The sequence below is a fragment of the Priestia sp. J2 genome, assembly GCF_020790095.1.
GTDB lineage: Bacteria > Bacillota > Bacilli > Bacillales > Bacillaceae_H > Priestia > Priestia zanthoxyli.
This window is the reverse complement of record NZ_CP086208.1, coordinates 2,349,829-2,364,934: the sequence shown is the minus strand read 5'-3', so window position 1 is coordinate 2,364,934 and position 15,106 is coordinate 2,349,829. Positions and strand designations below refer to the sequence as shown.

15 protein-coding genes and 1 other annotated feature (1 of these 16 cut by a window edge) are annotated in these 15,106 nt (G+C 36.2%); of the genes, 2 read left to right on the top strand and 13 right to left on the bottom strand.

All coding sequences use genetic code 11. The annotated features are described in order from the left end of the window. Positions 1 to 147, bottom strand: a binding site (T-box leader); it reaches 82 nt to the left of the window's first position. 666 nt (positions 148 to 813) lie between these two features. The 3 genes from LJY09_RS11845 to LJY09_RS11835 form a co-directional block, all read right to left on the bottom strand. Beyond that, positions 814 to 2,556, bottom strand: a complete 1,743-nt coding sequence (locus LJY09_RS11845; protein ID WP_228307751.1) for a sulfatase family protein — start codon at positions 2,554 to 2,556, stop codon at positions 814 to 816. A 164-nt stretch (positions 2,557 to 2,720) separates the two neighbouring features. Then, the gene (locus LJY09_RS11840; protein ID WP_098112619.1) at positions 2,721 to 2,921 is read right to left on the bottom strand and encodes a hypothetical protein; all 201 of its coding nucleotides are present in this window, start codon (positions 2,919 to 2,921) and stop codon (positions 2,721 to 2,723) included. Between the two features lie 142 nt (positions 2,922 to 3,063). Continuing rightward, positions 3,064 to 3,522 carry a cell wall hydrolase gene (locus LJY09_RS11835; RefSeq protein WP_033579000.1) on the bottom strand — a complete coding sequence of 153 codons (459 nt, stop codon included), beginning with the start codon at positions 3,520 to 3,522 and terminating at the stop codon, positions 3,064 to 3,066. 259 nt (positions 3,523 to 3,781) lie between these two features. On the opposite strand from LJY09_RS11835, the gene rpsN reads away from it, so the two are divergent. After that, on the top strand, positions 3,782 to 4,051 hold the full coding sequence (gene rpsN, locus LJY09_RS11830; RefSeq protein ID WP_047750950.1) for a 30S ribosomal protein S14: 270 nt from the start codon (positions 3,782 to 3,784) through the stop codon (positions 4,049 to 4,051). Positions 4,052 to 4,142: 91 nt separating this feature from the next. After that, positions 4,143 to 4,535, top strand: coding sequence for a (2Fe-2S) ferredoxin domain-containing protein (locus tag LJY09_RS11825; protein ID WP_014460065.1), 393 nt, complete (start codon positions 4,143 to 4,145; stop codon positions 4,533 to 4,535). Between the two features lie 164 nt (positions 4,536 to 4,699). Here LJY09_RS11825 and LJY09_RS11820 read toward each other — a convergent pair whose 3' ends face one another. The 10 genes from LJY09_RS11820 to LJY09_RS11775 all read right to left on the bottom strand — a co-directional run bounded on the left by LJY09_RS11820 (position 4,700) and on the right by LJY09_RS11775 (position 14,929). Continuing rightward, positions 4,700 to 6,001 (bottom strand): valine--pyruvate transaminase, encoded by a 1,302-nt coding sequence (locus tag LJY09_RS11820; RefSeq protein WP_098112618.1) that lies wholly within the window; start codon positions 5,999 to 6,001, stop codon positions 4,700 to 4,702. A gap of 15 nt (positions 6,002 to 6,016) precedes the next feature. After that, positions 6,017 to 7,252, bottom strand: a complete 1,236-nt coding sequence (locus LJY09_RS11815; protein ID WP_098112617.1) for a DUF6421 family protein — start codon at positions 7,250 to 7,252, stop codon at positions 6,017 to 6,019. 28 nt (positions 7,253 to 7,280) lie between these two features. Next, complete coding sequence (locus LJY09_RS11810; RefSeq protein ID WP_228307750.1) at positions 7,281 to 8,219, bottom strand: DMT family transporter; 939 nt, start codon at positions 8,217 to 8,219, stop codon at positions 7,281 to 7,283. A 32-nt stretch (positions 8,220 to 8,251) separates the two neighbouring features. Next, the gene (locus tag LJY09_RS11805) at positions 8,252 to 8,812 is read right to left on the bottom strand and encodes a hypothetical protein (protein ID WP_098112615.1); all 561 of its coding nucleotides are present in this window, start codon (positions 8,810 to 8,812) and stop codon (positions 8,252 to 8,254) included. 15 nt (positions 8,813 to 8,827) lie between these two features. Continuing rightward, a complete protein-coding gene (locus LJY09_RS11800; RefSeq protein ID WP_098999331.1) occupies positions 8,828 to 10,090 on the bottom strand; it encodes an ATP-grasp domain-containing protein in 1,263 nt (420 codons plus the stop codon). 552 nt (positions 10,091 to 10,642) lie between these two features. Then, on the bottom strand, positions 10,643 to 11,848 hold the full coding sequence (locus LJY09_RS11795; RefSeq protein WP_098112613.1) for an MFS transporter: 1,206 nt from the start codon (positions 11,846 to 11,848) through the stop codon (positions 10,643 to 10,645). Positions 11,849 to 12,030: 182 nt separating this feature from the next. Next, positions 12,031 to 13,203 (bottom strand): iron-containing alcohol dehydrogenase, encoded by a 1,173-nt coding sequence (locus LJY09_RS11790; RefSeq protein ID WP_098112612.1) that lies wholly within the window; start codon positions 13,201 to 13,203, stop codon positions 12,031 to 12,033. 190 nt (positions 13,204 to 13,393) lie between these two features. After that, a complete protein-coding gene (locus tag LJY09_RS11785) occupies positions 13,394 to 13,855 on the bottom strand; it encodes a GNAT family N-acetyltransferase (protein ID WP_028413326.1) in 462 nt (153 codons plus the stop codon). Between the two features lie 39 nt (positions 13,856 to 13,894). Continuing rightward, complete coding sequence (locus LJY09_RS11780) at positions 13,895 to 14,152, bottom strand: SunI/YnzG family protein (RefSeq protein WP_098112611.1); 258 nt, start codon at positions 14,150 to 14,152, stop codon at positions 13,895 to 13,897. A gap of 30 nt (positions 14,153 to 14,182) precedes the next feature. Beyond that, positions 14,183 to 14,929 carry an MBL fold metallo-hydrolase gene (locus LJY09_RS11775; RefSeq protein ID WP_028413328.1) on the bottom strand — a complete coding sequence of 249 codons (747 nt, stop codon included), beginning with the start codon at positions 14,927 to 14,929 and terminating at the stop codon, positions 14,183 to 14,185. Positions 14,930 to 15,106 lie beyond the last annotated feature (177 nt).

The window sequence follows — 15,106 nt, the reverse complement described above, 5'->3', positions numbered from 1 at the left end:
TACCGGTTGCAGTTTCAGTGTATACACATTCCCTGCCGCAGCTCCAAGGTGGTAAATTCATTTCGTTTTCTAAGGGTTCTCAGCCAGTGACCCTACTCTCTGTAAAGAAAATCCAAAAATGATTCATGTCCTTTTCAATGCTTGTATATTCATTTTTTCTACATAAAAAACCGCACTCATCCCTAGTGAAGGGACGAATGCGGTCGTGGTACCACCCTAATTCCGTAAAATACCTGTACGCATTTTACGCTCAAAAAAAGATAACGGTTTTACCGATTGCAGTTTCAGTTATGCACATTCCCTGCAATAGCTCTAAGGTGGTAAATTAGATGATTTCTTAAGGGCTCCCAGCCGCTGACCCTATTCTCTGCGAAGAAAACAGCACCTAATTCATGTCCTTTTCGTTGCCAAATAATGTTTGTTAGTTGTTAAAAGTGATTATAGTGTATAAATTTTACAGAAGTCAAGAAGTAATTTTTATTTCTTAATGTTATAGAATTAATTTATGCTTAAATTCCCGAAAAGTTACTTAAGAATATATGGGCTTAAAAAGTTTTTTATTATAATATTAACACCTACATTTTATTTTTGTTTTTACCTTTATTGTGTAAGAATAAAGGCAAAAAAGAAAGATGTTACAAGCATTTATTTGCTTTATCTAAGTATTATTAACGAATTAAAATCCAGTACTGCTCAAATCAGAATAAGTAACATAGCACAAGTATCATCAGTTTTTTATTTATATACTAAAATATTAAATATACCTTTTTCTACTTACACCAATATTTGGCTTGAACTCGTCGAAACTATTTTTTATCTATCTTTAGACGGAAGCTCCTGGTACATGCTTCCACTTTGCGGAAAAATCCGTTTTTTCCTGAGTTGTTCTTTAAGAATAACATCAAGCTGCCGCTGAATTTTCCTTGTTTCATTTGTTGAAAAATACGGGTAAGCCAAATTTACTGTTTCTAACGGATCCTTGGTCAAATTGTACATTTCAATTTGATCCGGAACCGATGTTTCTTTAAGGTTAGTAAGATCTACCGGGTAACTTTCATATTGCTCTCGGTGGATGACTTCATCTTTTTCGTTAGGTGCTGACCGAAATTGCGGATTATCATGGTATCGAGCGTATTTCCAGATTTCCTTTCCTGCGGCTGATTGAAACTCGACAATGATCGCTTGAATGTGATTAGGCTGAACGACTGACGGATAGCTTTCTCCTAAAAAATTTGTTTGGTGAAGTCCTTTTGTCGGGTCATCATCCGTCATAAAGAAAATCGGTGCTTTTTCTTTATGGAGCGATGTTTCTCCTCGCAACGTTCCTGAGAGGTCTCGCCCAACAAATGGATGTACTTCCGTATGACTTTTTTGCAATTGCTTTTGAACAGCGGAAGCATCGATATTAGCCAAGCTAAGCATTGTCGGGATCAAGTCAACATGACTAGTCAGCACGTCTGTACGTTGATAACTAGGAAACAAATGCTTGTTATGAATGAGAAGCGGCACGTGAATCGACTCTTCATACATGTTGTACCATTTTTGATGTAGTCCTCCGTGAGCCCCAAGCAAATCACCGTGATCCGACGTGAAAATAATAATGGTATTGTCATAGAACGAAGATTGTTCTATAGTCCGAAGGACTTTCAAAATTTGTTTATCAACATTTTTTTGAAGCTGATAATATAAGCGCCGGTAGAAACTAGAATTTGGCGTCGGCTGCAGCGCTTTTGGGTAGATGTATTTATAGCTGCTTTGAGCGCTAGGCTTCGTTTGTAAAGATTCTCTAATAGTAGGTGGCGGCTCGATGTTCGGAATTGTCTCATCAATAGAAAACTGAAACATAGCAAGGTGTTTGGTGATTGCTCCGAACAGCGCAATGTCATGCGGGTTCACAAACGAAGCTACCATGAGCCAAGGCTGCGCAGTCTTTTGATATTCTAATTGTTGAATAAGCTCTATGATTTCCTCTGCATATATTTCGTCTCGTCCACTCACTCCAATGGCCGCAGATGAACCAGAATTGTGCGGGTTTCTCCCTTCCGGCTCTGGACCAATCCACCCTAAAAAACTAAACTTTTCAAGCTTATTAGCCCGTTGATAGAGGCGCTCTTTTTCTGGATCCGGTATTCCTGTTTGCATCTGGTAGCTAGAAAAAACGTTATGTGTTCCTGGAATTAAGATGTTCTCATCAGAAATATGCCATTTTCCTTTATAAAAGGTTTGATACCCAGCCTGCTTAAAATAATCTCCCATCGTTGGGACGGTATTAGGCTGCAGCCAAAACATATCAGGATCTTGTGACTTCTTTGCGATACCTTGCGTTTGGGTCACTCCGTGCAAGGAAGGGTACTGCCCTGTAAACAATGTAGCTCGACTCGGTGAACAGGCTGTAGAACCGACGTAGTGACGAGTAAACCCCATTCCATGCTGTTTTAAAAATTCATGTGCTTTTAAATGTTTTTTTCGCCACTTTTTTACTTCTTTACTTTCATATACGGGTGGAAATCGTTCTTCGTCCACCATAATCAACAAAAAATTAGGCTGCTCCTTCATGTTTACTCCTCCGCGTGTTTATCAAATGTTCTGTATTGATAAACTATGTAAAAAGTACTTTTTTTAGAAGAACGGAGTACGGTTCATGTCTTTTTATACCCAAACAAAAAAAGACTTAGAGGATTTCTCTAAGTCTTTCATAACGCGTTTCAATACGATATTCCTTATTTTTTGTATGCTTTTAGCTGCTGATTTCGTTTATAGGTACCCATTATACTAGGTATACCTACAATTATGCTTATCATAAAACTCCACATCATGTAGCGCCAATCCCCTGTAAAAAGCGCTACTCCCATAAAAAAAATGAGCTGACCAACAAGAGCTAACCATGAAGCTATCCAAGCAAACATCATATTCTCTTTCAAGTTATCACCTCATATTTTTAATTACAAATGACCTCTTTTATTTTACCATAAAATTCTAATTTCGAAGGTTGTTCTACTGTTTATGTTATGTACATAACTAAAAAAGCTAATGACAGCACGTAGCTAGCCATTAGCTTTTTTATTATTTTGCAAATACATGATGCCCTATTTTAATTGTTTCTTGTTTTTGGCGCAGCCATTGATCTCCCGTTTTATCAGGATTAAAGAAGAATAATGAACCTTTTCCTTGACCTTGGAAGTTAATTGCTTCTTCTACAGCTTTTTTTGAACCTTTGTCTGCAGGTTTATTGATTTGACCGTTGCTGACCGGGCTGTACTGACCTTTTTGATAAATAACGCCTTTTACAGTGTCCGGGAATTTGCTGCTGTCGACTCTATTTAATACAACTGTTGCCACGGCTACTTTGCCTGCGTACGGCTCTCCTTTGGCTTCAGCTGATACAAGACGAGCTAATAGTTCTTTATCATTTTTATTTACTTGAATGTGCTGTTCATGAGCGGGTGCTGCAGCAAATGCTGAGTAACCTGCACCAAAACTCGGGATAAGCATTGCGATAGCAATTACTAGTTTTTTCATCATAAAAATAAAAGCCTCCTTGCTATTTCTTGACGTGGTTCATATGCTAGCAGAAATATAAGAGTCTTTCATTGCAAAAAATTATCCAGTTCCAAAAGAAATTGTATATTATCGTATTTTTTTAACTATTTTTCAGCATATAAAAATATAACTTTACTCATTAAATATGAGTTGCATTTCATTCTTTAGTGGTTTATGATATAAAAATATAAATAGTAATGATTACGATTTTCAAGAAGGACTTTAAGAAAGGATTGATTATTTGGCTAAAAAATCAAAAATAGCAAAAGAAAAGCACCGACAAGCACTTGTCGAAAAATATGCTGAGTTAAGAAAACAGTTAAAGGAACAAGGAAATTATAATGAACTACGAAAGCTTCCTAGAGACTCTTCTTCTACTCGCTTGCATAATCGCTGTGAAGTAACGGGAAGACCTCGTGGATATTTACGTAAATTTAAGCTTTCGCGAATTGCATTTAGAGAACTTGCTCACAAGGGACAGCTTCCTGGGGTGAAAAAATCAAGCTGGTAAAATTCTAATGAGGTAAAGGGCCCTCTTTGCTAAAAAAGGAATCATTATACGTCATAAATCGTAATCATTACTTTTAATAGGAGGGATCAACATGGCTACATGGAACTTAGGTACAACGAAACATCACGTTCTCATTTGCAATGGAAGCAGCTGCAATCGAGTTGGAGCCGAAGAAGTTACACAAGCGATTCGAACTGAGATAGCTAATCAAGAGATGGACGAATACATACATACGACTCGCACTCGATGTAATGGAAGATGTCATGATAAATGCGTCGTCATTTCCTACCCAGACGGTATTTGGTATAAAGATATGAAGCCTGATGATGCACGAGAGCTTATTAACTCTTTAAAGACAGATCAACCTTTTGTCCAAAAAACAAGTCATACTTTTTGCGGAGAAGGTTTCCAGCGAACAGAAGGTACTGTTAAAGGTATCTCAAAACAAAAAGAAACCGTCATCAAAGTATCTAAAAAACTTTAATTTACAACGGTGAAATCCTGGTCTTTATAAAGTTAACCAATTAAAAGAGAAACATTATTAAAAATGTCTGTTTGTTTTCTTTAATGCGCCTATTGCTTAATCTAAACAAAAAAGCCGACCCTAGCAACCAGGTCGGCTTTTTTCACCTCTAAACCTTTAAGAAATTAGATTTTTTCTGTTTCACATATAAAATCTGAACTGTATACTTTCTTGACTACTGACGAAAGAATATCAATTCCTTTCTTTAACTCCTCATCTGTAGCAGTAAGACTTATGCGAATGCACTCCTGGTTGTGAGGACAAGACCGGTTGCCGTGAAAGAATGATCCGCCTGGTACTACAATCAAGTTTTCTGCTTTTAATTTATTGTATAGATCGTTATCACTGAAAGTCAAACCTTCTAACCAAAGCCAACCAAACAACGAACCTTCCGCTTTATGTAAATACCAAGGAATATCATCCGGCATATGTGTAGTTAAAAGATTTTTTAAATAGTCATGTTTTTGTTTATAATGAGTTCTTATATAGTTAGCTGAAATTCCAGGTAACTTTCCGTTCTTTAAGGTGTTAACCACCATCCGCTGACCTAACCTAGAAGAGTGAATCAAAATATTTGATTGAAATGCTTCCATTACTTTTATGAAGTCACTTTTTCCTATAGCAATTCCTATTCTCTCTCCAGGCAATCCGGCTTTAGAAAGACTCATGCAGTGAATGATGTTGTCATGTATAATTGGATTCATTTCAACAAAGTTCATAGCCGGAAAAGGAGGTGCGTACGCTGAATCAATTAGCAATGGAATGTTATAGTCCTTGCATACTTGGGATATAAAGTGTACGGCTTCTTTTGAAAGAATGTTGCCGCTTGGATTATTAGGTCTTGATAATACGACAGCTCCGATATCTGGGTCCTGTGCTATTTTATCTTTGAATGCCTGTTTGTTAAATTCATAACGAAACGTATGATGATCAAGCTTTGAGACGATAGGAGGAATTCCTTCTATTATAGCTTCCTCTAGTGCCACTCCGCTGTACCCAGCGTAATCCGGCAGCATAGGTATTAATGCTTTTTTAACTCTTCCTTCTTTACTTGTACCGCAAAATGAATTTATAGCTAAAAAAAACAGATTTTGACTTCCTGAAGTGATCAAGACTTGTTCTCTGTCCAGCTCAATACGATAATTCCTAAAGAAGTATTCTCTTATGCAATCAATTAATTCATACGTACCGTAACTAGACCCATATTGGCTAATCAAATTCTTTAGTTGTTTGTCGTTCACAATATCTTTTAAAGCTTCTTCCCACATTTCATAAACTTGAGGGAGTATGGCAGGATTTCCAGCGCTTAAATTCACATATTGATTGAGATCAGAATTGAGCACTTCTTGAATGTCATGCATAATAGCACGAACGCCTACTTTATTAGTCATTTTGTTTCCTATTTTACTTAAATGCAAAGCATTCATTAGTGCATCTTCTCCTTAGAGATTATGGTCATCGAATAGTAAGTATGGAACTTCAATCTTTTTATTTTGCTGATTAATAAAATAATTGTCCGGAATAGTAAATTTATCACCGTTCTCACTAGGCAATAAGTATTTTCGAACATAGCGTTCGGCTTCTTCTTTATAGCCAAGGTCACTTTGAATTGTTTCAAGTTGTTCAATTTCTTTTACTAAAAGGTCTAGTTCCTTCAAACACATGTCTAAATCTAAATAAGCATGGTCTTCTTTTCGGGATATTGAATGCCCATTTGCAACTAACCAGCTAAAAAGAAAAAATCCTGTGCCAGAATCAAAGTTTCGAGGTGCATTATGCTGACTAGGATACCTTAACAGACGTTCAAAGAGAACAAATTCTGTTATCTCTTCCCAAAAAGGGTATTTTCTTTTATGAAGAGTCAGCACCGTCTGACAGTCTACTTTAACTTCTTCCAGTATGCCTGCAAAAAAATTCATTTTTGCCTGTATATGTTGATCGAAAGGTTTATTTCCACAGTGATGATAATAGTCATGTAGATATCCCCAGATTACCCTTGCCTGATAGGTGTCTTCTCTATTCATAGTATGAGATTTAAAGTTAAAATCAGGGAAGATAGAATACGCTCTTTTTAATGTATCATCATTGTATATGCTGTGAAATTTATTAAAGAAAAATATCGCGAAGTTTTGAGTTGTTACCTTTTCTTTTGTTTGTACATTCTCAGGGAAAAATACAATACACTTCCCTTCCATAAATCCTTGAGTACCAGCCAACAGCTTTAACGATTCACATCCATTTTTAGGATGAGGAAGGTCTGCTTCAATGGAGTTCATGATTTCAGGTTCATCACGAACGGCGATAAAGGCTTCTAAATAAAACCCTCTTTTGGTAGGGCCATTAGGCGTTACAATCGGTCCTAAAAAGAACGTCGCCTCTCCGTTTGCAGGCGGGCTATAAGCAATTAACGTTTGATCAAAATAAGGAGATTGATCGAGTCCTCTTTCGATCCAATCACATACGTCATTTTTTAATGCATTCCACACTTTAGGTAAATTTAGAGAGTTATATATTGTTTCAGTTTCAGCAACTACTTTTAATAAGAGTTCTCTAGCTTTTTCGTAATTTCTTTTGACCTCTCCATTTGGGCCCTGATATTTTCTTATCTCATATAGAGCAGGTACTATTTTATCGTTTAATAACTCCACTAAACTTTGAGTATGATTTTTTGTTAACATGATTAAAACCCTCCTTTTTTTAGGGCAGCTACTTAGCAGAAATATTTTTAGATGATGTAAGAGTAGAGTTATTTGTGTTTTTCTCTACTTGCTTTTTCAAGTTAATAAATATAACCCCCGTTATTACAAACGCTGTACCTATATAGACCTGTTTGTTTAATGTTTCACCTAAAAAGACAAATCCTACATATAAGGCGATAACCGGTGAAATAAATAGATGCGCCGTTGCTTTTGATATATGCCATTTTTTTAATAAATAAATATTAATAGAAAACCCCAAGACCGATCCTATAATAGCCAAGTATAATAATGAGATAAGACTAACCCCAGAGAAAGTGCGGTTTCCATTTTCTATAAATAAACTAACAATCAGTAAACAAGCGCCTCCACTTAGCATCGAAAAAGAATTAAAGGTCATAATAGGCAAGGATTTTATGCGAGATTGAACTTGAACAGTTATAAAAGCAGAACCTAGCATAGCCATTAAAATGACAATCATGGCTACTATTTGAATCACATTTCCCTGTATAAACAGCTGATTTCCAAATACAACGCTCATACCAATTAAGCACATGACTACACCTATCTTTTGTCCTTTTGTAGCTGGTGTTCCTTTAAATAAGCGATTAAATAAAAGAGCAAACACTGAAATGCTGGCGGCTAAAACGGAAACAAGCCCGCTTGGCAAATAGACGGATGCCCAATAAACAGAACCAAACGGTAGAGCAAAGTACAAAATTCCGTTTAATGCTGAAATAATTACTACTTCTTTTGAAATGGCCATTTTTTTTGTGAGTAAGAGGTAGAGGGCAATTATTAAACTAGCAATTAAAAACCTCATACCTGCTGACCATAGAGGCAAGCTATCCTTTAAGCCAGTCTTTTGAAAAGCCCATGTCGTTCCCCCGATGACGGCTAACAGACAAAACAAAAGATGTACATGAATACGGGTTAATTTAGAAATCACTGTTTCACCTTATTTCTTTTTTAAAGTTGAGCCTATTTTCTTCCGTGAAGCGTAAAACACATCGGCACTTCTCCAAAATCTTTTACAACTGTTAAACCCTGCTCGTTAGCAGCTTTACTTGTTGTAATACATGCGTCTACCTTTCCTTCTAAGCAATCAATCGCGGCTTGAGCATTACTATTTACTAACTGAACATTGGAACTGATGGAATGAGCTAAATCAACAGGGGCAGGATGTGAAGCAATTAACAGGTTGTTGTTTGTTATCACCTCTTCTTTTGAGGCAAGCACCATGTTATACGTTGGCATAATAAAGCTATCTACTAGCTCTAAACTAGTTAAATTTTTGAACACAATATCATGTAAGTAAGGATATACCGCACAGCCTAGTAGAGCAGAACTCTCTGTTTCTTTCACATGAACTAAAGCTTCTTCCAACGTTTGATGTAAAAAGACCTGACCTTGTATGCTTTGGCGTTCAAACCACAGATAGCCTGCTTTTTCACAATTTGTTCCTTCAGGCCCTAAGGTATGGATAATGCTAATCTTTTGAAGCTGCTTATTTTTCTTACTAGACGACTCTGCAACTATCATAGCCTTTGATACCCCCTATGCATTTACTTTATTTTGATAAACGATTTTTACTTTGTTATCCAAATAGCTGTAATACTGCTCACAGTCGGAATAAGAGTCATGAGTGGTTAAAATAAATCCAGGGTAACCTGAAAAGTGCGGATATGGTAAAATGTCTGTCCCTTCAGTTATAAATTGAATAACCCTTTTTACTTCAGTGTCTCTACGCACGTCTTCCAAGCCTCGAATTTCTTTAAAAATCCCATGGCCTTGCACAGGGATAATGTAGTTGCCCACCACTTTCTTTCGTTTTCTTTCATTTTTTAATACAGGAGGTTTTAATCCTAATACATAGTGAAAAACTAGCTCGATATAGTTAATACCTGTACTTTCTTTTACGATATAATGAGAAATCCCAGACCCTCCAATGCGCGCTCCTATTTCAATCACATAAGGTTTTCCTGCTGGGTCCAAACGTAATTCAATATGAGCGGGGCCATTCTCAATCCCTAAAGCGGTTGCTGCTTTAGCTGCTTCTTGCGAAATAGATTCCCAAACGTTTTCTTCTAGGTGAGCTGGCGCTATATAAACACCTTCTTCAAAAAAAGGCCCTTTGGAATTTCCTTTGTATCCTATAGAGAGTACACAAACCTCTCCTTCTACAGAAAACGTCTCAATAGCAAACTCTGGTCCGTCTACAAATTGTTCAATTACCATGCCCGTTTTATTTTTTGTGAATTTACTTAGGTCTTCTTCATTTACGCGTCTCACTTTTTCTATGCTGTCAATCAGTTCTTTTTTATTATTCGCTCGTGATACACCTTGACTGGAAAATCCGTTAGAAGGTTTTACTACGACAGGATAAGGCAGTGAAAGATTCTTTAATTCCTCCGTATTTTCAACCTCTTTAAAATACGGAGTGTTAAGATCATTATCTTTTAAAACCTCTCTCATTTTCTGTTTGTTGCGACAGTTACTAATCACAAACGGTGATAAGCCCGGTAAGTTTAATTTTTCTGTCAGCTGAGCTACAAACTCTAACGCAGGCTCATATAATGTCATAATGCCGTCAAAAGGATTTTTGTGATGCTCTGCTTTAATAATCTCAAGAGCTTTGTCTGAGGTGTGAAATAAATCAATGGGTATGAAATTTTGTACGTTTTTAAGATGCTTAGGTTCTACTTCTTCTTGGTTATAAAAAAACGTCACTTTAATTCCGAGAGCTTCTGCTTCTTCAAAAATAAACGGTAAATATGTATTTTGTAACACAACTGCTAGATGCTTGTTTTGTAACGGCATTTACTTCCCCCCTACTTTTAAACAGCTCTTCACTGTTCGATGACTAAATTCTAATGATCGCTTCATATATTTGTCAATTTAATTTTATATAACATTAGGAATATATAGAATATTTGATATATTAGTAAAAAGTAAAGAAAAGAATGGTTTGTAGGGTTAATACTAAAGCGAAATTAAAAGCAGGAATTTTGCTATTTGATTATAAAGATATTGTGAGAAAAAATTTAACAAGAATTTTTCTGAAAAAAAGAAAGGTCGACATAGATTCAACCTTTCTTTTTTTATTTTTTTATTAAAATAGATATTAACCATTTATAAAGTTACATCTTTTTCAGCCATCTCATTTAGTATTCTTTTTAATGCCACGTCGGGGTTTAATGCGGGATCCTTTATATTCACTTCTTTCATATTGCTCTCCTTTTTCATAGATATATCCATTTTTCACTTTCTTGTTTGAATTTATGTGAACCCTTTTTGTTTACTATAACGAAAGAGAAAATAAAAAGAAAAAGAAGTGAACTTATAAGTTCACTTCTTTTTTTGACGTAACATTTATTTCATAGGCTGCAAATGATTATTAGCTTTTTGTTTTGCATCACGCTGAACGAAAAAAATGATGCAAAGCGCCAGAAGATATAAACATGCAAAAGCTGTTATGTACCAAAGCGCTGAGGTAATGCCGCTTGCGTCCATAGTAAAGCCAATAAGCGCAGGGAAAATAGCACCTCCAAGCCCTGAAAAACCAGTAATTAAACTGGTGACAATACGAGCAGATCCGGTAAACGTATGGTTAGCATATACCATCGTTATCGAATAGATACCTGACATTGCAAGCCCTAAAAACGCTAATAAAATATAGCCTGCTACTGCTTCTTTTAACAAGATAAACAGCCCTAAACTCACAATTGTTCCTCCAATGCTGCCAAAAAGATAGCGTTCGTATGTAACGATTCGAATAATCCATCCAGTAGCCACTCGTCCTATGAGCATAGCCACCCAAAAAACACTTATGCTTAAAGTAGCCTGTGACGGAATTACATCTAGATACACGATAAAAATAGACGAAAGAAAATTATTCATGCTGCTTTCCACTCCGGCGTACATAAAAATCATTACACTAAAAAGAGCGAGTATTTTCCATCTTTGATTTTTAGCAAGCACAGGCGCAGGTTCTGAGTTGGCGTCTGAAGCATCGCTTTCTGAAGTTGAAACAGTCTCTTTTTCAAAAGGAATCATTTTACAGACCACAACCATTAGTAAAGCTAGTACACTTGTTATAAAAAATGAAAACCTCCAGCTGTTCTGTGAAATCAATAAGCTAGCTACTAACGGCATCAACAGCGCACCTAGACCGAATGATACTTCTAAATAACTCATAACAATAGCTCTTCTACCGATAAATACTTCCATCATTAAAGTAGCTACAACTACTTCCAATGCGGCTACACCAATACCGTTTAAAAAATTGAATGCAATAATCCACTCAAATGGAGGCAATAAAAGCATACCTATTTGTGATAGCGCTATCATTAGTGCGGAAATTGTAAGTAAATTCATTTCTCTGAAGCGTCCTAATAAAAAAGAAGATAGCGGAACTCCTATCAAAAATCCTAAAGAACCTACTAATACAAGCTGCCCGCCAACTGTATAGGAAACATGATAATGTATTAACAATTGCGGTAAGACGGATCCTACGGCTGTAATGACTAATCCGCCCAACAAATAAAGTGCATATGAAGCTAGCACAAACTTTTTCATCTTCCCACTCCCTTAAATTCTCTAAAACTTTCTTTCTGTACTTAATTATAAAGCTTTTCCTTTAGTTGTTAACTGAAATTTGAGAAAAAAAACCATTCTTCCTACTCTACTTAATTTCCAGTCATTTATAAGATAAAACAAAAAGAAGAAGACAGGTGTCTCCTTCTTTTTTATTTTTCACTTTACAGTGATGCTTTTAAAATAGCTAAAATATCATCTTTATTTAGTTTCTTAAAGTTACCGAAACCTCCGTGCTCCATTTCACGAGCAGCAATTCCAGCAATTTCGTCTAGTCGCTCTTCTCCGATATCGTAATCTGCTAAGCGAGAAGGTGCACCAAGGCTTGACCAAAAAGCGCTTAGCTTATCGATTCCTTCTAACGCAATTTCTTTGTCACTTTTACCTGCAGTTTCAATATCAAACATGCTTGTCATGACGCGTTTCATACGAGTTACATCTTGATCTACAACGTGTCGCATCCAATTTGGGAATAGGATTGCTAAACCGCCCGCATGAGGAATGTCATATACTGCTGATACCGCGTGTTCAATTGTATGTGAAGCCCAATCTCCAAAGTATCCCATTTGAAGTGTTCCATTTAATGCGATTGTTCCGGAATATAAAATCGTTTCGCGATGTTCGTAGCTTTGCAGATCTTCTAGCAATTTCGGTGCTGTTTCAATTACTGTTTGTAATACGGAATAGCACATACGATCTTGTAAAGGCGTGTTTTTCACGTTATGGAAATATTGTTCGAACACATGACTCATCATGTCTACCATGCCGTAGATAGTTTGATCTCTAGGAACAGACATCGTGTTCACAGGATCTAGTATAGAAAATACAGGGTGCGTAACGGTGCTTCCCCAAACGTATTTTTCATTTGTTTCCCAATTCGTAATAACAGAATCAGGATTCATTTCAGAACCTGTTGCTGCCAACGTTAATACCGTTCCAAACGGCAGTGCTTTTGTAGCCGTTACTTTTTTGTTAATAATATCCCAAACGTCGCCTTCATACTCAGCTCCGGCAGCGATTGCTTTTGTGCAGTCAATAACGCTTCCTCCGCCGACTGCTAACATGAAGTCAATGTTTTCATTTCGGCAAATTTCAATTCCTTTTCGTACCGTAGATAGTCGAGGATTTGGCTCTACGCCCGCTAACTCATGTATATTTACGTTTAACTCTTTTAACAGCGTAAGAACTTGATCGTATAAACCGTTTTTCTTAATGCTTCCTCCGCCATATACAAGCAAAATATTTTTTCCGTATTTCGGGAGTTCTTCTGATAATGCTTGAAGCTGATCTTTTCCGAAGATTAATTTTGTGGGATTATGATAAATGAAACTTTCCATACTATCTGTATACCTCCTAGTTGAATATAAAGTAAGTTGTCGCATTACGCGAACAAGAATGTAAGTATAAATGTAAAACAAAAATTTTTCAAGAGTTAAGTTCTCAAATCGCGTACTTTGTTTTGTTGAGTGATTAAAATGAAGAAAATGGCTTCCTAGACATAAAAAAGAGAGCAAGTAAATGCTCTCTTTAAAGCTCTTTATAAACCATTTTTCTATACGTAACAAAGCCTTCTTTTTCGTAAAAGCTCTCCGCAACCGTATTGTCACTCCAGTAATCCAACTCAATTGTATTTATGTCTTGAGTACGGGCAATGCTATAAATTTCTTTCATCAAACTTGAACCAAACCCTTTGTTTTTGTGGAGTTCTGCGATACTTATTTGATGAACATAAATTGACTTGTAAGCTTTTTTAAACACTGTTTCTGGATACTGCTTTATTTCAACCCAAGCGAATCCTACATGCTGTCCTTCATCTTCTGCTAAAAGAAAGATAAACCTATCGTTTTCCATCACTTTCTTAAAAAATTCATGTATCTTCTGAAAATCATATGTTTGAAAGCGCTCGGGGGATAATTCTACATGCAGTTGATGAACAGACTGATTAAGCTTGGCAATTGTATCAGCATCGAAAGTACGGCTAATCTTCAATTTTTTCTCTCCTATATATCTCGTATTTAGTAGTGGTCGTTATGAATTTATTTCGTTTAATATAGCCGGTGCGTTTGAGGTAAATAACAGATAGTTTTTATTGGTCGTTTTTATAAAGATGCGGTCAGTCGTTCCGTACGGAGGGCCGATTCGAATGGCGTTTGCTTCTTTGCCTCCGTACGTGTCATCTTCCGTTACTTCAAGAATGTCTTCTAACGGAATCGTAAAGTGTGCAAGCTGCCATTTTATAATGAGGCTATCATTTATTTTTTGAACGCTAATAGCTGGTGTAAACATTTTATCCATCCCCTTTGGTTTCTATTAATCTTAACTTTGTCTCTCTGCAACGTGTTCTTTTATCCTTAAAATCGCTTCTTTCGGACAGCCTTGAAAATAGCCTCCGTGATAACAAATAACATGCTCAATCTCATAATTTAGAAACTTTTCGAGTGATTGAACCGCTTGGTCCATATTTAAGGTCGTTTGTTTAACAGGTCCCATTAGTTTTCCATTTACCAATACTAGAGCATCTCCAGCAACCAGCGTTTTTGATTTTCTTAAATAAAAACTAACATGCCCAGGCGTATGTCCGGGAGTAAAAATAACTTCAATACCTCCGCAGTATGGAAGCAGTTGATCTTCTTTTAATACTGTATCTACCTCAACTTTGGGAGGGTTTTTATATAAATATTTTATTTCATCAGGTATAGCTGCTAGTTCTTCGTTACTCATTCGGCTCGCATTCGTTTTAATAAGCGGAAGTTTTCCTTCAATGTACGGCTTATCAAATTCATGAGCATATACGATGATATTTTTATCTGAATTATTTCGTATATCAGTCGCACATCCTATATGATCTAAATCTTGATGTGTTAGAAGAATTACTTTTAGCTGTTCAATAGACATATTTAATTCGTTTAACGCCTCTTTAAGTTGATTGGTTTGGCCAGGCATACCTGTATCAATTAAAATCGCTTCTTCGTTATTCCACACTAATGTAGGATTTAATGTTATGTCTTGATTAAACGCTCTGGCAGTCAACTGTAGCATTTCAACACCTTCTGAAATTCTCATCACAAACCCCTTTTCCTATTAAAGTTACGAAGGTTTTAACCTCCCATAATTGTGCAGATTCCAGTGCTATTCTTGAATTTTATCAATAAACAAAATAAAAACCAGACTGGAAAAAAATCACTTTTTGTGTTATGCTATCTATAGAATGAAGCCTGATACGAATGATTTTTATAAGTA